At 73.4% G+C, this 20254-nt stretch carries 19 protein-coding genes; 10 read left to right on the forward strand and 9 right to left on the reverse strand.

The window, feature by feature from the left end:
- The first annotated feature begins 209 nt into the window (after positions 1 to 209).
- Complete coding sequence (locus EAD89_RS02685; protein ID WP_121674565.1) at positions 210 to 551, forward strand: MmcQ/YjbR family DNA-binding protein; 342 nt, start codon at positions 210 to 212, stop codon at positions 549 to 551.
- Positions 538 to 1170 (forward strand): GNAT family N-acetyltransferase, encoded by a 633-nt coding sequence (locus tag EAD89_RS02690; RefSeq protein ID WP_121674566.1) that lies wholly within the window; start codon positions 538 to 540, stop codon positions 1168 to 1170. Before EAD89_RS02685 ends, EAD89_RS02690 begins: the two co-directional genes overlap by 14 nt.
- A gap of 7 nt (positions 1171 to 1177) precedes the next feature.
- Here the strand turns inward: EAD89_RS02690 and EAD89_RS02695 are convergent, their stop codons facing one another.
- Positions 1178 to 2656 (reverse strand): glutamate--cysteine ligase, encoded by a 1479-nt coding sequence (locus tag EAD89_RS02695; protein WP_121653021.1) that lies wholly within the window; start codon positions 2654 to 2656, stop codon positions 1178 to 1180.
- Positions 2657 to 2837: 181 nt separating this feature from the next.
- Between EAD89_RS02695 and EAD89_RS02700 the strand changes: the two genes are divergently transcribed.
- Positions 2838 to 3176, forward strand: a complete 339-nt coding sequence (locus tag EAD89_RS02700; protein ID WP_121674567.1) for a DUF3817 domain-containing protein — start codon at positions 2838 to 2840, stop codon at positions 3174 to 3176.
- A gap of 41 nt (positions 3177 to 3217) precedes the next feature.
- Here EAD89_RS02700 and EAD89_RS02705 read toward each other — a convergent pair whose 3' ends face one another.
- Positions 3218 to 4078, reverse strand: coding sequence for an alpha/beta fold hydrolase (locus EAD89_RS02705; protein WP_121674598.1), 861 nt, complete (start codon positions 4076 to 4078; stop codon positions 3218 to 3220).
- Positions 4079 to 4128: 50 nt separating this feature from the next.
- Positions 4129 to 4677: a hypothetical protein gene (locus EAD89_RS02710; RefSeq protein WP_199723301.1), complete on the reverse strand. Its 549-nt coding sequence runs from the start codon at positions 4675 to 4677 to the stop codon at positions 4129 to 4131.
- 142 nt (positions 4678 to 4819) lie between these two features.
- Here EAD89_RS02710 and EAD89_RS02715 point away from each other — a divergent pair, with 142 nt between their 5' ends.
- The 3 genes from EAD89_RS02715 to EAD89_RS02725 are packed head-to-tail and all read left to right on the forward strand — an operon-like array spanning position 4820 to position 8826.
- Positions 4820 to 5944: a Vms1/Ankzf1 family peptidyl-tRNA hydrolase gene (locus EAD89_RS02715; protein WP_121653009.1), complete on the forward strand. Its 1125-nt coding sequence runs from the start codon at positions 4820 to 4822 to the stop codon at positions 5942 to 5944.
- Entirely contained in the window at positions 5937 to 7691 is a 1755-nt protein-coding gene (locus EAD89_RS02720; RefSeq protein WP_121674568.1) for a thiamine pyrophosphate-binding protein, read from the forward strand. Before EAD89_RS02715 ends, EAD89_RS02720 begins: the two co-directional genes overlap by 8 nt.
- Before the next feature lie 49 nt (positions 7692 to 7740).
- Positions 7741 to 8826 (forward strand): iron-containing redox enzyme family protein, encoded by a 1086-nt coding sequence (locus tag EAD89_RS02725; protein WP_121674569.1) that lies wholly within the window; start codon positions 7741 to 7743, stop codon positions 8824 to 8826.
- A gap of 9 nt (positions 8827 to 8835) precedes the next feature.
- Here the strand turns inward: EAD89_RS02725 and EAD89_RS02730 are convergent, their stop codons facing one another.
- Positions 8836 to 9066, reverse strand: a complete 231-nt coding sequence (locus tag EAD89_RS02730) for a CDGSH iron-sulfur domain-containing protein (RefSeq protein WP_121653012.1) — start codon at positions 9064 to 9066, stop codon at positions 8836 to 8838.
- Positions 9067 to 9311: 245 nt separating this feature from the next.
- Here EAD89_RS02730 and EAD89_RS02735 point away from each other — a divergent pair, with 245 nt between their 5' ends.
- Together EAD89_RS02735 and EAD89_RS02740 are read left to right on the forward strand one after the other, a co-directional pair.
- Positions 9312 to 10724 (forward strand): hypothetical protein, encoded by a 1413-nt coding sequence (locus EAD89_RS02735; protein WP_121674599.1) that lies wholly within the window; start codon positions 9312 to 9314, stop codon positions 10722 to 10724.
- Between the two features lie 223 nt (positions 10725 to 10947).
- Positions 10948 to 12084 (forward strand): SigB/SigF/SigG family RNA polymerase sigma factor, encoded by a 1137-nt coding sequence (locus EAD89_RS02740; RefSeq protein WP_121653013.1) that lies wholly within the window; start codon positions 10948 to 10950, stop codon positions 12082 to 12084.
- A gap of 71 nt (positions 12085 to 12155) precedes the next feature.
- On the opposite strand, the gene ctaD is transcribed toward EAD89_RS02740, so the two are convergent.
- From ctaD to EAD89_RS02765, 5 genes are all read right to left on the reverse strand, one after another.
- Positions 12156 to 14147, reverse strand: a complete 1992-nt coding sequence (gene ctaD, locus EAD89_RS02745) for a cytochrome c oxidase subunit I (RefSeq protein ID WP_121653014.1) — start codon at positions 14145 to 14147, stop codon at positions 12156 to 12158.
- 116 nt (positions 14148 to 14263) lie between these two features.
- Complete coding sequence (locus EAD89_RS02750) at positions 14264 to 14992, reverse strand: ATP-binding protein (protein WP_121674570.1); 729 nt, start codon at positions 14990 to 14992, stop codon at positions 14264 to 14266.
- A gap of 167 nt (positions 14993 to 15159) precedes the next feature.
- Positions 15160 to 15618, reverse strand: coding sequence for a DUF4383 domain-containing protein (locus EAD89_RS02755; RefSeq protein WP_121653016.1), 459 nt, complete (start codon positions 15616 to 15618; stop codon positions 15160 to 15162).
- A gap of 85 nt (positions 15619 to 15703) precedes the next feature.
- Positions 15704 to 16861, reverse strand: a complete 1158-nt coding sequence (locus tag EAD89_RS02760; protein ID WP_121674571.1) for a glycosyltransferase — start codon at positions 16859 to 16861, stop codon at positions 15704 to 15706.
- Between the two features lie 49 nt (positions 16862 to 16910).
- Positions 16911 to 17927 carry a glucosyl-3-phosphoglycerate synthase gene (locus EAD89_RS02765; RefSeq protein ID WP_121674600.1) on the reverse strand — a complete coding sequence of 339 codons (1017 nt, stop codon included), beginning with the start codon at positions 17925 to 17927 and terminating at the stop codon, positions 16911 to 16913.
- Positions 17928 to 18120: 193 nt separating this feature from the next.
- Between EAD89_RS02765 and EAD89_RS02770 the strand changes: the two genes are divergently transcribed.
- Together EAD89_RS02770 and EAD89_RS02775 are read left to right on the forward strand one after the other, a co-directional pair.
- The gene (locus tag EAD89_RS02770) at positions 18121 to 19131 is read left to right on the forward strand and encodes a Gfo/Idh/MocA family protein (RefSeq protein ID WP_121674572.1); all 1011 of its coding nucleotides are present in this window, start codon (positions 18121 to 18123) and stop codon (positions 19129 to 19131) included.
- The gene (locus EAD89_RS02775; protein WP_121674573.1) at positions 19124 to 20212 is read left to right on the forward strand and encodes a zinc-binding alcohol dehydrogenase; all 1089 of its coding nucleotides are present in this window, start codon (positions 19124 to 19126) and stop codon (positions 20210 to 20212) included. The genes EAD89_RS02770 and EAD89_RS02775 overlap by 8 nt, the downstream gene beginning before the upstream one ends.
- Positions 20213 to 20254: the final 42 nt, after the last annotated feature.

Here is a 20254-nt window from a genome sequence, read left to right on the forward strand (position 1 = left end):
GCCCCGGACGTGGAGGTGCGGTCTGTTCCGGAAGCACGCACAGGCGGTCCCCTCATCGACATCGATGTCCGCGCCGCAACAGCCTACGACACCCGTCGATGGCCGTGGGGGTCCAAAAAGGACGTGTGTTGCATCGCCGGCGGCCTCGCCACCCGTAACCTGACGTCAGCACGGGTTCGACCACCGCGACGACGAGGAGTCCTCGACCCATGATCAGGCTGGCTGACCTCCGTAGCTACGCGATGGCTCTGCCGGAGGTCGTCGAGAAACCGCACTTCCGGCTGCCCGGCTTCCGCGTCGCGGACAAGCTCCTCGCTCATCTGGAGAGGGGCGACGCGCACGCGATCGTCTGTGTCGGGCAGGCGGAGGCCAGCACGGTGGCCGAGGATCAGCCGGACATCTACGAGGAGGTGTGGCGGAACGGCCGGATCTTCGTCGGCCTCCGCGTCGACCTGTCCAAGGTCACCGAGGAGCGCATGCGGGAGCTGATCGAGCACGCCTGGCGCAACCGGGCACCGAAGCGCCTGGTCGCCGCACATGACAACCGCTGACGGCCCCGGCCGCGTCGTCCCTGCCGCCACCGCGGTGGAGAACGAGCGACAGTCAACGCCCGGCGCGCCGTACGCGGGCGGGGAACCCACGGTGCGACTGCGGCCGGTCGCCGAGGCCGACCTGGAGATGTTCCGACGGTTCTGCACCGAGCCGGGGCTGATCGGGCTGGACTGGTCCGGCTTCCGCGACCCGGGCGCACCGGCGCGGCGGTTCGCCGCCGACGGCTGGCTGGGCGCCGACGACGGGCGGCTCATCGTCCAGGTCGAGCCGGACCAGGCCGCCGCCGGCTTGGTCAGCTACGTCTCCGGGTGCTACAGCGGCAGGGCGTCGTACTGGGAGATCGGGATCGTGTTGCTGCCGGCGTGGCGCGGGCGCGGCATCGGCTGGCGAGCCCAGGCGCTGCTCTGCGACTACCTGTTCCAGCACAGCCCGGCGCAACGCATCCAGGCCGGCACCCACCCGGAGAACGTCGCCGAGCAGCGGTCGCTGGAGAAGGCCGGCTTCCAGCTCGAAGGCGTCGTGCGGGCCTGCGAGTTTCGGGCCGGGCGGTGGCGCGACGGGTACCTCTACAGCCGGCTGCGCGACGACCCGTCACCCTGGGACGGACCGGGGGAGTGACGCCCGCCTAGGGAATGGGCCACTCGTGCACCGGCCGGTTGCTGTGCATCAGCGTCACGTAGTGCCGCACCACCTCGCGCAGCGCCGCCGGCCGGTCCAGGTGGTCGGCGGACTCCAGCCGGTGCAGCGTCTCCACCTGCCACGTCGCGCCGTTGCGGCCGGTCAGGCAGCGCTGTTCGATGATGCCGAGCAACCGGTCACGCTCGCCCGGATCGAGCCCCCAGCGGTCCAGGCCGTGGTGCGCCAACGGCAGCAGCCGGCGCAGCACCAGCTCGGTGACCGGCAGGTAGCCGAGACCGGGCCAGAAGACCTGCGCGTCGATGCCGTACCGGGCGCAGCTGGTGAAGTTTTCCTCGGCGGCGCTGAACGACATCTGCGACCACAACGGCCGGTCCGATTCGGCCAGGGCCCGGACCAGTCCGAAGTAGAAGGCGCCGTTGGCGATGGTGTCCAGCACGGTGGGCCCGGCGGGCAGCACCCGGTTCTCCACCCGCAGGTGCGGCCGGCCGCGCGACACGTCGTACACGGGCCGGTTCCACCGGTAGACGGTGCCGTTGTGCAACCGCAGCTCGGCGAGCGTCGGCACCTCACCGGCGGCCAACGCCTGCGCCGGGTCCTCCGCGGCGCACACCGGCAGCAGCGCCGGGAAGTAGCGGACGTTCTCCTCGAACAGGTCGAACACGTTGGTGATCCAGCGTTCGCCGAACCAGACCCGCGGCCGTACGCCCTGCGCCTTGATCTCCTCGGACCGGGTGTCGGTGGCCTGCTGGAACAGCGGGATGCGGGTCTCCCGCCACAGCTCCCGGCCGAAGAGCAGCGGCGCGTTCGCGCCGAGGGCGACCTGGATGCCGGCGATCGCCTGGGCGGCGTTCCAGTAGTCGGCGAACTGGGCCGGGCTGACCTGGAGATGGAACTGGGTGCTGGTGCAGGCCGCCTCCGGGGTGATCGTGTCGGCGGTGACCGCCAGCCGTTCCACCCCGCTGATGGCGATCGGCAGGTCCTCGCCCCGGGCGGCGAAGATCTGCTCGTTGAGCAGCGCGTACCGGGGGTTGTGCGAGAGGGTCTCGGCGGTCAGGTGCTCGGGACGCAGCGTCGGCAGGATGCCGATCATGACCATGTGCGCGCCGATCGCCCGGGCCTTCTCCTCGGCGGCGTTGAGGCTGGCCCGCACGTTCTCCTCGAACTCGGCGGTGCCGCTGCCGGTCAGCCGGCGGGGTGGCACGTTGATCTCGATGTTGAACTGGCCCAGCTCGGTCTGGAAACTCGGGTCGGCGATCGCCGCCAGCACGTCGGCGTTGCGCATCGCCGGCATCGACTCCTGGTCGACCAGGTTGAGCTCGATCTCCAGCCCCGTCAGCGGGCGGTCGATGTCGAACCGCGACTCACGGAGCATCTCGGCGAAGACGTCCAGGCAACGGCGGACCTTGTCCCGGTAGCGGGCCCGGTCCTCCCGGCTGAAGGTGCGTACGCCGACATCCTCGCCCATGGTCACCACCCTGTCACCGCTGGTCCCCCTAACCTCGCACGTGTCGAGCGGGCGGGGAAGACCCGATGGTCCCTTCCTACCCAGCTGTGCGCCCGGTGATCCCTGTCGCGCCCGCGTGGTCCGCTCCGGTGCGACCGCCCCGCACCGCTAGCATTGCCGCTCGAGAGGTGGTGGCGTGGGAATGCGTGAGAAGGTGACCCGGCTCTTCGTCGCGGCGGCGATCGCCGAGGCGTGCTCGTGGCTGGCCCTGCTGGTCGGGATGGCGGTCAAGTACGGTCCGCCGGAGAACGAGCTGGGCGTCAAGATCTTCGGCCCGCTCCACGGCGGCCTGTTCATCGCGTACGCCCTGCTGGTGCTCGTGGTGGCCGGGTTGCAGCGGTGGAGCCTGCCGGCCACGGTCGTGGCGCTGGCCTGCGCGGTGCCGCCGTTCGCCACCCTGATCTACGAGCGCTGGGCCCGCCGTCGCGGCATGCTCGACACCGCCCGCCGACCGGCCCGCGAGCCCGCCCCGGTCGGCTGAGCGGCACGTCGCACTGAGCCGCCACCGGCCGCGCTGACCGGTCAGTCGGCCAGGAAGTCGGCGAGCACCGCAGCGAGGGCCTCCGGCGCCTCCTCGGCCATGTGGTGGCCCGAGTCGACCGAGGTCGCCCGCACGTCGTCGGCCCACTCCCGCCAGATCGCCGCCGGGTCGCCGTGCAGCTCCACCATGTCGTCGCGCTCGGACCAGACGAACAGCACCGGGCAGCCGATCTTCCGCCCGGCGGCGCGGTCCGCGTCGTCGGCCGCCCGGTCCGGCCCGAGGCCGGCCCGGTAGTCCTCACACATCGCGTGGACCGTGGCCGGGTCGTGGATCGCCCGGGAGTAGTCCGCGTACGCCTCCTCGCCCATCTCGGCGGGGGAGCCGCCGTACCAGGCGTCCGGATCCGCGTTGATCACCCGTTCCGCCGGCTTGTCGGTCTGGCCGAGGAAGAACCAGTGCCACCAGCGGGCGGCGAAGCGGGCGTCGCAGCTGGCCAGTGCCGCCCCGATCGGCACCCCGTCGAGCACACCGAGCCGGCTGATCCGGTCCGGATGGTCCAGCGCGGTGCGCATCGCCGCGTACGCGCCGCGGTCGTGGCCGACCACCGCGGCCCGCTCGTGGCCGAGCGCGTCGAGCAGCGCGACCACGTCGCGGGCCATCGCCCGCTTGGCGTACGCGGAGTGGTCGGCGGTCTCCGCCGGCTTCGTCGACCCGCCGTACCCGCGCAGGTCGGGGCAGATCACCGTGTGCCGCTCGGCGAGCAGCGGTGCCACCCGGTGCCAGGTGGCGTGGGTACGGGGATGGCCGTGCAGCAGCACCACCGGCGAGCCGGACCCGCCGTGGCGTACCCGCAGGCGTACCGGACCGACGTCGATCTCTTCGAGGGTGAATCCGGGAAACATGCCGGTGCCGGTGCCCACCCGGGCGGGCCCGGAAACCCGGACACCGCCGATCAGGTCAGCGCGGAGCAGGCCGCGACGCCGGTGAGCAGCAGCGCGCCCAGCACCGCCTGCAACAGCAGCGGCGGGCCGAGATGCGACCAGAGCGTCGCCGTACGCGGGGTGAGCAGCTGCCCGGTGGTGAGGTTGACGATCCGCTCGATGCGGGGCGGCAACTCCGGGTCGCGTTGCGGGCGCAGCGTGAGCTGGACCTGGTCGGCCGGGTGCAGGGCGCTCTGCGGCAGGTGGCCGTGCAGCTCGACCTCGCAGAGCTGGCCGGCGGTGTTGCGCAGCCGCACCGGGGTGACCAGGTATTCCGGGCCCTTCTTCAGCTCCTTCCACCGCCGCCGGGTGCCGCCGCCCCCGGCGGCGAAGAGCGAGCGCAGCAGCAGGGCGGGGAGCGCGGCGAACGCGGCCGCGGCGAGCACCGCGACCAGCACCGGCTGGCCGATGCGCACCTCGCGCGTGTAGCCGTCGAGCAGGCGGACCAACCGCCCGGTGACGATCCGCTCCGTCGGGTGCACGATCCGTCGGGTATCGAGTCCGCTGTCCATCTCCACCACCGAGAGTCCGCTTCCGTTCACGCATCGTATCGACGTCTTCGGTTGAACGACGTGAATGAAACCTGGTCACGGGCTCACGGCCGCGAGGTGACATCCCGGGCGACCCGGGTAAGCGGGGGGCCGAGCTGGAAAGGGGTCGAGCATGCAGCTGTCCTTCCTGCGCCCGCTCTACGACCGACCCGGGCCGTGGTGCTCGGTGTACCTGGACGCCTCCGCCGACACGGAGGACGCCCACGCGGCGCTGGCACTACGTTGGCGTGCCCTGGCGCGTCAACTGACCGACCAGGGCGCGGACGAGGCGACCGTCGCCGCGCTGGACCGGGTGATCCGTGGCCACGACCCGATGGTCGGGGACTACGGGATCGCGCTGTTCGCCACCCGGGGCCGGGTGGTGCTCTCCGAGTACCTCTCCGCCCCACCACTGAGCGACCTGGCCAGTTACGCGCCACTGCCGCACGTGATGCCGCTGCTCGCCCAGCGCGGCGAGCAGGTGGCGTGGGTGCGGGTGCTGGCCGACCGTACGGGCGCCGACGCGATCGCGATCAGCGCCGGCGGAGTGCCCCGGCGGGCGCACGTCGTCGGCCGGGAGACCTTCCCGCTGCGCAAACCGCAGCCCGGCGGCTGGTCCCAGGACATCTACCAGAAGGCCGCCATGGAGGCCTGGCACCACAACGCCGGCGACGTCACCGCGGCGACCGTCCAGCTGGCCGAGAAGGTGGGGGCGGAGGTGGTGGTGATCGCCGGCGACGTACGGGCCACCGGCATGATCGCCGCGCAGATGCCGGAGCGCTGGCAGGACCTGATGGTGCGTACCGATGCCGGCTCCCGGGCCGGCGGCGCCGACCAGACGCTGCTGGACGACCTCACCGTGCAGACCATCGCGGAGGTCGCCGACCAGCGGATCAGCGCCACCCTCGACCGGTTCGGCGTGCAGGAGGACGTGGGCGCCGGGCTCGACGCGGTCGTCGGAGCCCTGCAACGCAACCAGGTGGACACCATGCTCATCGTGGACGATCCGTCGGCCAACGGTGAGCTGTGGATCGGGCCGGAGCCGACCGAGATCGCCGTCGACCCGGGTCAGCTGGCCGCGATGTCGGTGGACGACCCGCAACGCGTCCGCGCCGATGCGGCGCTGGTCCGGGCGCTGGTCGGCACCGACGCGGCGCTGACCGTGCTGGGCCCGGACGAGGCGCCCGAGCTGACCGAGGGCGTCGGCGCGGTGCTGCGGTACGTCGATGCCAGCACGCCCGGGCGCGGCAATGGCTGAGCGCAGCGTGGCCGACCTGGTGGTGGAGCGGCTCCTGGCCTGGCGGGTGCCGCGCGCCTTCGGCTATCCGGGCGCGGCGATCGCCCCGCTGGTCGACGCGCTGGACCGCACGGGCGGCGACCCGGCGTTCGTACCGGCCCGGCACGAGGAGACCGCCGCGTTCATGGCCACCGGGCACGCCAAGTTCACCGGCGGCATCGGAGTCTGCCTGGCCACCCAGGGACCCAGCGCGGTGCAGCTGCTCAACGGCCTCTACGACGCCAAGTTGGACAGCACGCCGGTGGTGGCGATCATCGGCGAGGACATCTCCGGGCCGCTCGGCGGCGCACACCAGGAGATCGGGCTCAGCCGGCTCTTCGGCGACGTGTGCAACCAGTTCGTGCAGTACGGCCGCAGGCCCGAGGACGTACCCGCGCTGCTGGACCAGGCGTTCCGCACGGCGGCGGCGACCCGCAGCCCGACCTGCGTGGTGCTGCCCCGGCAGTTGCAGGAGGCCGTGGTGCCCGACCTGCAACCGCAATCCGTCGGCGTGATCTCGGCGACCCCGGGCGTGCCGCTGGCCCGGGTGCTGCCACACGACATGGACCTCGACGCGGCCGCGCAGCTGCTCGGCAGCGGCCGGCGCACGGCGATCCTGGTGGGCCAGGGTGGCCGGGGCGCGGCCGAGGAGATCACCGAGCTGGCCGACCGGCTCGGCGCCGGGGTGGCCACCTCGCTGCTGGGCAAGCCGGTGCTCGACGAGCGGCTGCCCTTTCACGCCGGGGTGCTCGGCGAGGTCGGCACCTCGGCCGCCGCCGAGCTGATGGGCGGCTGCGACACGCTGCTGATGGTGGGCACCAACGACCCGTGGACCGACTACTTCCCGATGCCCGGTCAGGCCCGCACCGTGCAGATCGACATCGACGGGCGGCGGATCGGCACCCGGTACCCGGCCGACGTGCCGCTCGTCGGTGACGCCGCCGAGACGCTGCGGGCCCTGTTGGCCCGCGTGCCCGACCGGCCCAACCAGCAGTGGCGGGCCACGGTGGAGAGCTCCGTGGACCGGTGGCGGTCGGCCGCCGCCGACCGGGCCGCCGCGCCGGCCGAACCGGTCAACCCGCAGCTGGTGCTCCAGGAGCTGTCCTCCCGGTTGCCGTCCGTCGGCGCGGTCGCGGTGGACGTCGGCTCGGTCCTCTACTGGTACGCCCGGCACCTCGTCCTGCCACCCGGGGTGAACGCGCAGCTGTGCGGCACCTTCGGCTCGATGGGCTGCGCCCTGCCGTACGCGGTGGCCGCGAAGCTCGCCGCCCCCGACCGGCCGGTGGTCGCGCTGATGGGCGACGGCGCCATGCAGCTCAACGGCCTCGCGGAGCTGATCACCGTCGCGCACCTGTGGCAGGAGTGGCGCGATCCGCGGCTGGTGGTGCTGGTGCTCAACAACCGCGACCAGTCCGGCATGGGCGGCGGGCGGCGGACGTCGGCCGACCCGGCCACGAGGCGGCCGGACGTGCCGTACGCCGGCTGGGCCCGGCTGCTCGGGCTGCACGGCGTCCGGGTGGACCGCCCGGAGCTGATGGGTGCGGGCTGGGACGAGGCGCTCGCCGCGAACCGCCCGTGCGTGCTGGAGGCGGTGGTCGACGCCGCGGTGCCGCTGGCGCCGCCGGAGCCGGCGTTCGCCGACCTGCGCGGCCTGTACGCCGACGGCGAGGCCGCCCGGCGGGTCCGCGAGCAGGTGGAGCTGACCGTGAACGCGGAGGGCCTCGTTTAGGCGTGGTCCGCCAGGGCATCAGTAGCGGCCCGAGAAGGCTGGAGGTCACATGCTGGAGCCCGTCGACCGTCGATACGGTCCCGCGCCCCTACCGCAACCGCGGGGTCCGCTCTCCGCGGCGGTGGTCGGGGCCCTGCGACGTCCGCCGCACGATCTGCCGGCGGGCCTCGGCGCCGACCTCGACCCGGCGGACCCGCTCGTCGACGAGGATCTCCAGCTCACCCTGTTCCTCTGCTACGAGCTGCACTACCGGGGCTGGCGCGGGGTGGACGAGGCCTGGGAGTGGCAGCCGACGCTGCTGGCCCTGCGGTCCCGTGCGGAGCGGCCCTTCGAGGCGGCGCTGCGTCGGCTGGCCGCCCCGCCGCCGCTGCCGCCCGCCGGGGTGGCGGCGGGCCTGGCCGAGCTGGTCGCGGCCGATGACGGGCCTCCACTGGCGGCCACCCTCCAGCGGCGTGCCGACCTCGCCCAGTTCCGCGAGTTCGTCGCCCACCGCTCGGTCTACCACCTGCGGGAGGCGGATCCGCACAGCTGGGCGCTGCCCCGCCTCGGCGGCCCGGCCAAGGCCGCCCTGGTGGAGATCCAGACCGACGAGTACGGCAACGGCCGGCTGGACCGGATGCACGCCGAGCTGTTCCGGCGCACGCTCGACCGGCTGGGCCTGGACACCGGCTACGGCGCCCACCTCGACGCGGTGCCCGCGGTGACGCTGGCGACCAACAACCTGATGTCCCTGTTCGGCCTGCACCGACGCCTGCGTGGCGCGCTGCTCGGTCACCTGGCCGCCTTCGAGATGACCTCGTCGGTGCCGAACCGCCGGTACGGCAACGGGCTGCGCCGGCTCGGCCTGGACGAGGTGGCCACCCGCTTCTACGACGAGCACGTCGAGGCCGACGCGGTGCACGAGCAGATCGCCGCGCACGACCTGTGCGGCGGTCTGGTCCGCGCCGAGCCGGCGCTGGCCGGCGACGTGCTGTTCGGGGCGGCGGCTGCCCTGGCGGTGGACCGGCTGTTCGCCGCACACCTGCTGGACAGCTGGGCCGCCGGGCGCACCTCGCTGCGGGCGCCGGCAGCGCTGACCGTCGCGCTGCCCGCGACCGTGACCCCCGCCGCGGGCCCGCTGGCCGGCGTCGCCTGACCGCGGCGGTCACCCCTCCCGGGCGGTGCCCGCGCGGAAGTCGACCATCTTGTGGGTGCCGTCGCAGAACGGCTTGAGCGCCGACTTGCCGCACCGGCACAGCGCCACCGTGCCCCGGCGGGCGTCGATCCGCTCGCCGTCCGGGGTGACCAGGGCGAAGTCGCCGCGGACCAGCAGCGGTCCGTCCTGGTACGGCGTGATCGTGGCGGCGGCGGGCTCGCTCGTGTCCTCGGTGCGCATGAGCCCGGAAGTGCCCGTCCTGGCCCCGGCGAAACCCGAGCCGTCGTACCGCTGCTGCCCTGGCCGGTTCGCCCCCGGCGACCCGCTCCCGCCGCCCGCGGCGGATCCGTCGTCGAACGCCGGTGATGACCGGCGACCCCCGCCGACCAGCGGATTGGTGTCGCCGGGTGGGTGATGCCCCGTTTGAACCCCATCGGGACGGGAAGCCGGGCCGCGTGGTGAGCGAACGAGGCAAGGTGGGGCCGGTGCACAAGGTGCACAAGGGGCTCACGGCCGATGGCGCCGGTCTGGCCGGTGACCGGGTCGTGGCCGTGGGCAGTCCCGCCCGGGTGCTGGTCGCCGCCACCGCCCGGGCGCTGCGGGGCCTGGACTGCGCCGACCTGGGGAACGCCGGGCCGGTGTCGCGCTTCCCCGGCGCCCCGGAGCCGGTCCGCCGCGCCGCGGTCAGCCGGGCCGCCGGCCGGGTCGCGCTCACCATGGCCCAGATCGACGAGGTGGACGCCGGGCGGGTCGCCCGCTGGTTCGTCGACCAGTACCCCCGCCAGCGCTACCCCGGTGTGCTGATCGGCTCCCCGCACGGCGCGGCGGCCCACCTCGCGGTGGCACTCGGGGTGCCGTGGCTGCCGGCCGGATTCGACATGTCCGTGCACTGGACCGGTGGCGCGGTGGACCGCCCGGGGGCGGCGCTGGAGCACGGCGCGGAGCTCGCCGGTCGACTGCTCGCCGGCAACCCCGACGTGCATCTTCGCCAGGTGCACTGTCCCGCCAGTCGTGGCCCGCTGACCGGGGTGACCGTGTCGCTGGCCGCCCGGTGGCGGGCGCTGCCGGCGGCGTACACGCAGTTCCTGGCCGACCGGCTGACCACCGGCGCTCCGGTGCTGCTGGTGCGCGACGCGCGGACGTGGCCGGTGCTGGAGCGCGGCCCGGGGCACAGCTTCCAGGTCGGCTGCCCCGCCAGCGGGCTGGACCCGGTGGACTTCCACCCGGACAGCCACGCGCTGCGGCAGGTTCTGCGCTCCGTCGGCGGGGACGCCGCCCGGTGGGAGCCGCCGGAGATGTCCGTCCCCTCCGGCGCCGCCGAGCACGGCGTGGACTCGGGCTTCGAACTGGCCGCCCGGGACTGGGCGGCCCGCCGGGAGCACCCCCTGCACCGGGTGCTGGTGCCCCGGCCCGCCGCGCTGAGCGCGGCGGTGGCCGACCTGTACCGGCACTGGATGCGCCGCGCCGGCAAGACCGGTGACCGGTTGGTGGTGGAGTGCGGCCGGTTGCTCGATCCGTGGCAGGTGGTACGCGCGGGGCTGGTGCCGTACTGGTGCGAGAACGCCACCCGGCGCAGCGTCGACGAGGCCGAGTGGTGGCTGGCCGGCAGCGAGACGTTCAGCTCGGTGGACGTGCTGCCCGAGCCGCCCGGGGTGCGCTCGCCCGCCCTGGCCGGGCTGCCGCAGTGGCTGGCCGTGGCCGGGTTCGGCCGGCGTCGTCGGGCGTTGGACCGGACCGCCGCCCGGGGTTACCCGGTCACCTCGGTGCCCACGCGCCGGGCCACCGAGGTGCTCCGCGCCCAGCCGTACGACCTGCCCACGCCGCCCCCGATGGGGGCCGCCGAGGCGCTCTCCGTGCTCCGGGACAGCGGCGGCCACCAGGGGTTGCTGGTCTCCTGAGGCGGAGCACGCCGAAACATCCTCGCGAACCCGGGGTCCCGTGATTGAGTACCTACGGAGCGGGAACATCGCTGACTGCGACGGCCTGATTGCGCTGCGCAAAGGCGTTGTCGCCCGCTGGCATCCCAGTCACTGACCCACTTTTCCGGCCCGGTGCGTGGCTCGACCACGCGCACGACCGGTTTCCCGATCCGGGCGGGGGACCTTCCTGAGGGAGGCGCGGATGTTCGGACAGACGAGCACGACCACACCACCACCCACCGATCGCGGTCTGGAGGACCTCGACGCGGCAGCGCTGGCGTACGCGGCCCGAATCGAGGGGCTGCCGCCGGAGCGGCGGCAGGAGGCACGGGACGACCTGGTCCGCTTCGCGCTGCCGTTCGCCGGCCGCCTGGCCCGCCGGTACCGGGGGCGCGGGGAGCCGCTGGAGGACCTGGAGCAGGTGGCCCGCCTCGGGCTGGTCAACGCCGTCGACCGGTATGACCCGGAACGGGGCTCGTTCACCGCGTACGCCGCGATCACCATCGTGGGCGAGATCAAGCGGCATTTCCGGGACCGTACCTGGGGTGTGCACGTGCCCCGCCGGCTCCGCGACCTGATCCTGGAGGTCGGCCAGGCCACCGCCGCGCTGACCAGTGAGCTGTCCCGGGCGCCCACCGTCGCGGAGCTGTCCAAACGACTGGAGACGCCCGAGGAGGAGATCCTCGCCGCGCTGGAGTCGGCGGCCGGTTACAGCCCCGCCTCGCTCAACGCCCCGGTGGGCGGGGAGAGCTCCGCGGAGTTCGGTGACCTGGTCGGCGAATCGGACAACGCGCTGGAATCGGTCGACGACCGGGTGACCGTGAGCGGCCTGCTGCACCGCCTGCCCTGGCGGGAGCGGCGGATCCTGGCCATGCGCTTCTACGGCAACCAGACCCAGGCGGAGATCGCCGCCCGGTTCGGCATCTCGCAGATGCACGTCTCCCGGCTGCTGTCGCGGGCACTGACCTGGCTGCGGCAGGCGATGCTCGCCGACGCGCCGCCGCCGTGGCAGAACGGCGCCGCCGAGCCGGACCCGGGCAAGACCCGGATCTCGGTGAAGCAGAACGGCGACCGGGTGGTCGTCGAGGTCGGCGGCGAGGTCGACCGGGACGGCGCGGACCAGCTGCGCAGGGCGATGCTGGAGGCGGTCACCGGCCAGCCGAGCGAGGTGGTCGTCGACCTGGTTGGCGCGGGCGGCTTCGACGCCGGTGGGATCGCCGCGTTGATGGCCGGGCGGGACGCGGCCGCCCGGACCGGGGTGCCGCTGCGGCTGACCCGGGTCCAACCCGCGGTACGCCGCTCGCTCACCGCCGCCGGCCTGGCGCCCGCACGGGAGTAGCGCGGCCCGCCACCGTACGCGACGAGGGCCGACACCCGCGGGTGTCGGCCCTCGTCAGCGCGTCCTGCTGGTCAGCGCTCCTCGGGGTCCTGGTCGCTGTGCGGGTGCCGCCAGCGCTCGTGCGGCTTCGGCGCGTCCTCGCTGTCCTGGGGCGCGTCGCTCTGCTCGAAGCTCGGCCGGCGGACGCCCTCGGGCTCCGGCACCTCCACGGGCCGGGCGCCGGACTGCGGCGCCGGCTGGAACTCGGTCGCGTCGCGGGCGCCGTGCGCGCCCTCGGCGGCGGGCGACTCCGGGACGTGGTGCTCCACGCGCAGCTCCTCGGTGAAGTGCTGCGGCGGCTTGGTCGTGCGCTGTGGCAGGTCCCGGCCCAGGTCCGCGACGAGCGGGCCGTACTTCAGGTCGAACGCGGGGCGCTCGGAGCGGATCCGGGGCATCCGGTCGAAGTTGCGCAGCGGCGGCGGGCAGGTGGTCGCCCATTCGAGCGAGTTGCCGAAGCCCCACGGGTCGTCGACGGTCACCATCGCCCCGTACCGCCAGGACTTCCAGGCGTTGTAGATGAAGAACAGCGTGGACAGGCCGAGGATGAACGCGAAGATGCTGGAGATCGTGTTCAGCGTGGTGAAGCCGTCGGTCGGCAGGTAGTCGGCGTACCGGCGGGGCATCCCCTCGTTGCCCAGCCAGTGGTGCACCAGGAAGGTGCCGTGGAAGCCGATGAACATGGTCCAGAAGTGCGCCTTGCCGAGCCGGTCGTCGAGCAGCCGTCCGGTCATCTTCGGCCACCAGAAGTAGTAGCCGGCGAACAGGGCGAACACCACCGTGCCGAAGACCACGTAGTGGAAGTGCGCCACCACGAAGTAGGTGTCGTGGGTGTGCCAGTCCGCCGGCGGACTGGCCAGCAGCACCCCGGTGAGTCCGCCGAGCAGGAAGGTGACCAGGAAACCGATGGAGAACAGCATCGGCGTCTCGAAGGTGAGCTGTCCCTTCCACATCGTGCCGATCCAGTTGAAGAACTTCACGCCGGTCGGCACCGCGATCAGGTAGCTCAGGATGCTGAAGAACGGCAGCAGCACCTGGCCGGTGGCGAACATGTGGTGCGCCCAGACCGTCATCGACAGGAAGGTGATCGCGGCGGTGGCCAGCACGATCCCGGTGTAGCCGAAGAGCGGCTTGCGGGCGAAGACCGGGATGACCTCGCTGATGATGCCGAAGAACGGCAGCGCGATGATGTAGACCTCGGGGTGGCCGAAGAACCAGAACAGATGCTGCCAGAGCATCGGCCCGCCGGTCGCGGGGTCGAACACGTGCGCGTTGAGCAGCCGGTCGGCCGACAGCGCCAGCAGCGCGGCGGCCAGCAGAGGGAAGACCAGGATCACCAGCAGGCTGGTGAACAGCATGTTCCACGTGAAGATCGGCATCCGGAACATGGTCATCCCGGGCGCGCGCAGGGTCAGGATCGTGGTGATCAGGTTGACCGCGCCGAGGATGGTGCCCAGCCCGGAGACGACCAGGCCGACGACCCACATGTTCGCGCCCACGCCGGGGGAGTGCTCGGCGCTGCTCAACGGGCTGTACGCGGTCCAGCCGAAGTCGGCCGAGCCGCCGGGCGTCAGGAACCCGCCGACCACCATCAGCCCGCCGAACAGGTACAGCCAGTAGGCCAGCGCGTTGAGGCGGGGGAACGACACGTCCGGCGCGCCGATCTGGATCGGCACGATGAAGTTGGCGAACCCGAACGCCGCGGGCGTGGCGAACAGCAGCAGCATCACCGCGCCGTGCGAGGTGAACAGCTGGTTGTACTGCTCCGAGGAGAGGAACTGCAGCCCGGGACGGGCCAGCTCGCCCCGCATCACCATCGCCTGCAGACCGGCCAGGAGGAAGAAGCCGAACGAGGTGAGCAGGTAGAGCACACCGATCTGCTTGTGGTCGGTCGTCGCGAGGAACTTGATCAACGAGTTGCCGGGGACCGGCGTCCGCAGTGGTCCGGGGAAGCCCCCGAAGCGGGCCGGTGCCAGGATCGCCGGGCCTCGATCGCGACTGGGTTCCGTGGTTACCCGCTTGGGCATGGCTGCTCACCCCGCCGTTGTGACAGAAAGGACGGGTGTGCCTACCCGACCCTCTGACCATAAAACCAGGGCAGAGCGGTAATTTCAGTCAGATAGCCCGAGGGTGGCCGGAACGCTCAGGTTGCCGGCACCATCGCCCACACCGCCTTACCCTGGCCGGCCGGCACGCTGCCCCACCGCTGGGCCAGCTCCCGGACCAGCAGCAACCCGCGCCCACCCTCGGCGCGCAGATCCGCCGCCGCCGGGCGCGCCGCCGCCTGGCTGCCGTCCACCACCGCCAGGTGCAGGTACGGCCGACGCAGGGTCACCGTCACCTGCATCGGCGTGCCGGCGTGCCGGACCACATTGCCGACCAGCTCGCTGAGCACCAGCGCGGCCGGGCCGGCGGCATCGGGGAGGTTCCACCGCGCGCACGCGTCGACGACCAGCTCCCGAGCCCGCCGGCAGGCCTCGGCGACCGGCTCCAGCCGCGCCTGTAGGCGGGGCGGGGCGGCCGCGCCGGCCAGCCGGGTCGCCTCCGCACAGTCCCGCGACACCGGGACGACCCGGCACGTGGTCGACTCGGCCAGCCACCGTTCGGCGTCCGGCGGTGGGGCGCAGACCACCACCGGCACGGCCGGCCACTCGGCGGCCCGCCGGGCCGTCGCGGCGAAGACGGACAGCGCCAGCCGGTCCCGGACGGTGACCTCGGCGAGGTCGACCACCAGCGCATCCGGTTGGGCGGCCAGCGCCTCGTCCAGCACGCGGTACACCGATCGCATGGTGCCCAGGTCCAGCGCACCGCGGAGCCGGACGACCGCCACCGGTGCGGTGTCGCAGACCTCCCAGGTGATCCGGCTGGACATGACGCCCTCACTTCGCTGATGTGTCGGGATCTGCGAACTACCCGAGGCGCAGCCCGGTCAAACCGGACCTACGGGCCGGGCGAGGCAGGTCACGGTGTGGCGGGGCAGGTCACGGGTGGTGTGGCCGGTCAGGGACGGGGGCGGCCGGTCAGGACGGGCGCGGTCGGTCAGGGACGGGCGCGGCCGGTCAGCACGCCCAGCGCGATCATGCCGACACCGAGGCCGAGGTGCAGCCAGTCGTCGGCGTCGTTGACCGGCAGCACGTTCGCCCCGGTGTCGTGGTCCACCGCGAGGCCGTAGAGCCACAGCACCAGGTAGACGGCGCCGCCGCCGATGAGGAACGTCCGGGCGCCGCTGACCGTCCGAGCCAGCGCCAGGCCGGCCACCCCGAACAGCAGGTGCACCAGGTTGTGCAGCACCGACACCTGGAACACCCCGAACAGGTACGCGCCCGAGCCGTGACCGGCGAACCGGAGATCGGCCGTGCCGCTGGTGATGCCCGGCACGAAACCGAGCACGCCGATCAGCAGGAACAGCACCGCCACCGTCCCGGCGGCGCGGCGTACCGGCGGCTTGCCGTCGGCCGGATTGTGCCGGGCCCGGGAGTGCGCCATCGGTCCGACCATCACCGGCTCCTCGCTGCACGGCGGGCATGAGCGCTGCGGGCTACCCGTCGCCGCCGACGGCAAACCCGGCGGCGGGGACGGGCCGTCAGACCGGTTGCAGCCGTGGCGCGCCGGCGAGCTGGCGGACCCGCTGATACAGCTCGACGTACCGCTGAGCCATCACCGCCGGGGTGAATCGCTGCGCGGCCACCCGCCGGCACTCGTCGGCGTCGAGCAGCTCGGCGGCCAGCACCAGCTCACCCAACTCCTCCTCGTCCGTGGTGAGCAGCCCCGTGCGGCCGTGCTCGATCAGCTCCGGCAGGCACCCCCGGGCCGTCGCCACCACCGGCGTGCCCAGGGCGAGCGACTCGACCACCGCCGTGCCGCCCGGCTCCTCCCAGCGCAGCGGGAACAGCGACGCGCGGGCGCTGGCGAGCAGGTCGTCACGCTCCTGACCGGCCACGGTGCCGACCCAGCGGACCAGGTCACCGTCGACGTGGGGCGCCACCTCGTCGAGGAAGAACCGCACGTCCGGGTTCTGCCGGGCCTCGTCGCCGGCCGCAGCAAGATCGGCCGGCCGGTGGTACGGGCCGACGGGCCCGGCCAGCACCAGCGGGAAACCGACCTGATGGGCGAGGCGGGCGCCCACGTCCTGCCCCTTGCCCGGGTTGATCCGGCCGAGGATGAGCAGGTGCTCGCCCTTCTCCGGGCGGGACCGCCGGTCGGCGTTCACGGCGAGCGGGGTGGACAGGTGCACGTGCCCCACCGAGTGCTCCCGCAGCGCCCGCGGAGCCCGGGCCAGCTGGGACGCGGACACACCGTTGACGCGGACCCGCTCGCCGCCGTCCAGGCTGCCGTAGAGCGCGGGGTGTTTGGCCAGGTCCCAGTGCAGGGTGTGCAGGGTCGGCGGGCCGCTCGGCCCCATCGCGGCGAGGGTGGCCAGCCCGACCGCTTCCACATGATCGTGCACCAGGTCGATGTCGTCGCGGGCGTGCAGCTCGCGCACCACCCCGGCCAGGTGCGCCTGCGCGATTCCGCAGACCTGGTTGTACGGCCGCTGTAGCGCGGCGAACTGCCCGTCGGGAAAGACCGACACCTTCTCGTCCACCGTCAGGGTGCTGCTCTCCACCGAGGCGAGCACCACGCGTACGCCGAGTCGCCGCAGCTCCGGCACCAGCGTGGCGATCACGTTCTCGATGCCCCCGTAGCCCGGTGGTGGCACGGACAGCCACGGGCCGGCGTTCATCAGCACGGTGAGACTCATCGGACCCGGCCCTTTCGTGCGACGGCACCCGGGGCGGTCGCCGACGTCCTCACGCCGCGGCCACCCGTCGACGGGGCACCCGGTGGCGCAGCTCGGCCAGCGGCGGGCGCTCCTCGATGGACACGTCGCTGACGACGATCTCGCGGTCGAGGTTCGGCAGCGTGTCGGACCCGCCACGGCGGAACTGGGTCAGCAGCGCCTCCGGTGCCATGCCGGGGCTCGCCCAGCCCCGCCGTTGCAACCGCGACCAGGCGGTCAGCATGATCTGTGCGGACATCCGGCCGAGCGCCGCGGTGTCCTGGTGCCGGTGCTTACGCTCACCGAGGTCGACCTGCGCCAACGCGTCCAGGCCGACCAGGTCGAGCAGGTCGATCAGCATCGCCGTCTCCACTCCGTACCCGGAGACGAACGGCACCTGGGCCAGCACCTCCCGCCGGCCGGCGTACTCGCCGGCGAGCGGCTGCACGAAGCCGGCCAGTTCGGGCCAGAAGAGGTTGAGCAGCGGTCGCGCCATCAACTCGGTCACCCGGCCGCCGCCGTCCTGCTCCACGCTGGCGGTGCCGACCAGGGGCCGGTGGTAGAAACCCTTCACGAAATCGACCGACGGGTCAGTCAGCAGGGGGCCGAGCAGTCCGCTCACGAAGTGCGGCCGGAACTCCCGCAGGTCGGCGTCGATGAACGCCACCACGTCCCCCTCGGCGGCGGCCAGGCCGGCCCAGAGGGCGTCGCCCTTGCCGGCGAGCCGGGGCAGCCCCCGGGTCATCTCGTCCTGGCTGACCACCTCCGCGCCGGCGGCCCGGGCCACCCGCGCCGTGCGGTCGGTCGACCGCGAGTCCACCACGATCAGCTCGTCGACCAGCGCGACCCGATCCATCAGGTGTTCCCGGATGGTCGCCACGATCGCACCGACCGTGGCCTCCTCGTTACGCGCCGGCAGCACCACGCTGACCCGGCTCTCTCCCTTGGCGCGTAGCAGCCGGCGCGCCGGCCAGTCCGCCGCCGACGTGGTCCGGTACGTGGCCCACGCCTCCACCACCGGTGACACGCTCGATGTCGTATCCCGCACGGGCACCCCTCCGAATCCTGGCGGAAAACCGAGTTTGGTTGTTCCCATTCCCCACCATGCGCTAACCGCTTCCAGGGAAACAGCTTGATCACATGGGTGCCTCCGGCGCGTTCCCGGGGCATGAACGTTTGATTGCGCCCACCCCAGGGGACTGCTCCCGGCGGAGATGAAACCTTCTCGAAGGGGATTTCGAATGCGTGAATGCCGGGTGGGTCTGATCGGCGCCGGCGGAGTGGCACAGCGGCACGCCCGCGTGCTGGCCGGGTTCGATGACGTCGAGCTCGTCGGCGTCACCGACGTGGCGCCGGAGGCGGCGTCGGCGCTGGTCGCGCAGCACGGCGGACGGGCCTGCGCCGACGTCGCCGAGCTGCTGGCCGCCGGCCCGGACGCCGTGTACGTCTGCGTGCCACCGTTCGCGCACGGCCCGGCCGAGGAGGCGGTGATCGACGCCGGTGTGCCGATGTTCGTGGAGAAACCCGTCGCGGTCGACCTGGTCACCGCCGAGCGGATCGCCGACCTGATCGCCCGGCGCGGGCTGCGTACCGCCGTCGGGCACCACTGGCGTTACCTGAGCGTGCTCGACCAGGCCCGTGAGCTGCTCGGCGACCGTCCGGTGCGGATGGTCAGCGGCTCCTGGCTGGACAAGGTGCCGCCGGTGGCCTGGTGGTCGCGGCGGGACCGCTCCGGCGGCCCGGTCGTCGAGCAGGCCGCGCACGTGCTGGACCTGATGCGGGCGCTGGTCGGTGAGGTCACCGAGGTCACCGCGTACGGCAACGGCACACCCCCGCCGGTGGACGGCGCCGACATCGACTCGGTGACAACCGCCACGCTGCGCTTCGCCGGCGGCGCGGTCGGCACGCTCAGCGCGGCCTGCGTGCTGGGCTGGAAGCACCGGGCCGGGCTGGAGATCCTCGCGGACGGGCTGGCTCTGTCGATCAGCGAGGACGGCCTGCTGATCCGCGACGCCGACGGTGAACGGCACGTGCCGGCCGATCCGGAGGCCGCCCGGGTGGCGGTCGACCGCGCCTTCATCGACGCGGTGCGTGGCGTCGGCGACGACGTGCGCGTCCCGTACGCCGAGGCGCTGGGCACGCAGCGACTGGCCCTCGCGGTGGCCGACTCGGCCCGCACCGGCGAGACCGTGCGGCTCACCACCCCCGTCGGACCGGCGGTGCTCGCCACCGGGGTGACCGTCGATGCGTGACCGGGTCGTCGTGGTCTCCGCCCCCGGCCGGGTGGAGCTGGTCGAGCAGGACGCCGCCCCGCTGCGCCCCGGCACCTTCCGGGTCGAGACGCTGTTCAGCGGCGTCTCCGCCGGCACCGAGCTGAGCTACGTCAAGGGCACCAACCCGTATCTGCACGTCACCTGGAACGCCGACCTGGGGCTGTTCCAGCCGGGGGAGGCGAGCACCCCGTACCCGGTGACGCGGCTGGGTTACATGCAGGTCGGCCGGGTGGTGGAGAGCGACACCCCGGCGGTCGCGGTGGGCGCGGTGGGCGCGATGACGTACGGGCACCGCACCGGCTGGCTGGCCGACCCGGTCGCCGAGCGGTTCGTTCCGCTCCCCGACGAACTGGACCCGCTGCTCGGCGTCTACGTCGCGCACATGGGCCCGATCTGCGCCAACGGCCTGCTGCACGCCGCCGCCGACCTGCACGGCGCCGGCGTCCGCTCGCTCGGCGACGGGGTGCGCGGCCGGCGGGTCGCGGTGGTCGGCGCCGGCGTGGTGGCGCTGCTGACCGCGCTGTTCGCCCGGCGGCACGGCGCCGCCTCGGTGGTGGTGCTCGACCCCACCCCGCAGCGCCGGCAGGTCGCCGAGGCCCTCGGCCTGGAAACCCTCGACCCGGGTTCGGACGACCCGGCGGCGGTGCTCAAGACCCGCTGGGCGCACACCGCCGGCGACCGGGGCGCCGACGTGGTGTTCCAGTGCCGCGGGCAGGCGTGGGCGTTGCAGCTCGCGCTGCGGCTGCTGCGGCCGCAGGGCACGGTGATCGACCTCGCCTTCTACCAGGGCGGCGCGGACGCGGTCCGGCTCGGCGAGGAGTTCCACCACAACGGGCTGTCGCTGCGCTGCGCGCAGATCGGTCGGGTGCCGCGCGGGCTCGCGCCCACCTGGGACCGGGAGCGGCTCTCCGCCGAGACCGTCGACCTGCTCCGGGCGTACGGGGACGTGATCCGCAAGCACGTGGTGTCGGCGGTGGTGCCGTTCGACGAGGCGCCCACCCTGCTCACCGACCTGGCCGAGCGCCGCCGCCAGGAGCTTCAGGTGGTGCTGACCGGCTGACCTGGCGGCGGAGCGCGCTTCCCGGGTGACGGGACGGGCTAC

It is taken from the genome of Micromonospora sp. BL4 (assembly GCF_003667505.1).
GTDB lineage: Bacteria > Actinomycetota > Actinomycetes > Mycobacteriales > Micromonosporaceae > Micromonospora.

Excerpts from the sequence above, each read along its gene's own strand:
- EAD89_RS02755 (WP_121653016.1), bottom strand. The coding sequence starts at position 15,618 with ATGGTCGGACCGATGGCGCACTCCCGGGCCCGGCACAATCCGGCCGAC.
- EAD89_RS02740 (WP_121653013.1), top strand. The coding sequence starts at position 10,948 with ATGTTCGGACAGACGAGCACGACCACACCACCACCCACCGATCGCGGT.
- EAD89_RS02775 (WP_121674573.1), top strand. The coding sequence starts at position 19,124 with ATGCGTGACCGGGTCGTCGTGGTCTCCGCCCCCGGCCGGGTGGAGCTG.
- EAD89_RS02695 (WP_121653021.1), bottom strand. The coding sequence starts at position 2,656 with ATGGGCGAGGATGTCGGCGTACGCACCTTCAGCCGGGAGGACCGGGCC.
- EAD89_RS02750 (WP_121674570.1), bottom strand. The coding sequence starts at position 14,992 with ATGTCCAGCCGGATCACCTGGGAGGTCTGCGACACCGCACCGGTGGCG.
- EAD89_RS02725 (WP_121674569.1), top strand. The coding sequence starts at position 7,741 with ATGCTGGAGCCCGTCGACCGTCGATACGGTCCCGCGCCCCTACCGCAA.
- EAD89_RS02730 (WP_121653012.1), bottom strand. The coding sequence starts at position 9,066 with ATGCGCACCGAGGACACGAGCGAGCCCGCCGCCGCCACGATCACGCCG.
- EAD89_RS02760 (WP_121674571.1), bottom strand. The coding sequence starts at position 16,861 with ATGAGTCTCACCGTGCTGATGAACGCCGGCCCGTGGCTGTCCGTGCCA.
- EAD89_RS02770 (WP_121674572.1), top strand. The coding sequence starts at position 18,121 with ATGCGTGAATGCCGGGTGGGTCTGATCGGCGCCGGCGGAGTGGCACAG.
- EAD89_RS02705 (WP_121674598.1), bottom strand. The coding sequence starts at position 4,078 with ATGTTTCCCGGATTCACCCTCGAAGAGATCGACGTCGGTCCGGTACGC.
- EAD89_RS02690 (WP_121674566.1), top strand. The coding sequence starts at position 538 with ATGACAACCGCTGACGGCCCCGGCCGCGTCGTCCCTGCCGCCACCGCG.
- EAD89_RS02700 (WP_121674567.1), top strand. The coding sequence starts at position 2,838 with ATGCGTGAGAAGGTGACCCGGCTCTTCGTCGCGGCGGCGATCGCCGAG.
- EAD89_RS02685 (WP_121674565.1), top strand. The coding sequence starts at position 210 with ATGATCAGGCTGGCTGACCTCCGTAGCTACGCGATGGCTCTGCCGGAG.
- EAD89_RS02715 (WP_121653009.1), top strand. The coding sequence starts at position 4,820 with ATGCAGCTGTCCTTCCTGCGCCCGCTCTACGACCGACCCGGGCCGTGG.
- EAD89_RS02720 (WP_121674568.1), top strand. The coding sequence starts at position 5,937 with ATGGCTGAGCGCAGCGTGGCCGACCTGGTGGTGGAGCGGCTCCTGGCC.
- ctaD (WP_121653014.1), bottom strand. The coding sequence starts at position 14,147 with ATGCCCAAGCGGGTAACCACGGAACCCAGTCGCGATCGAGGCCCGGCG.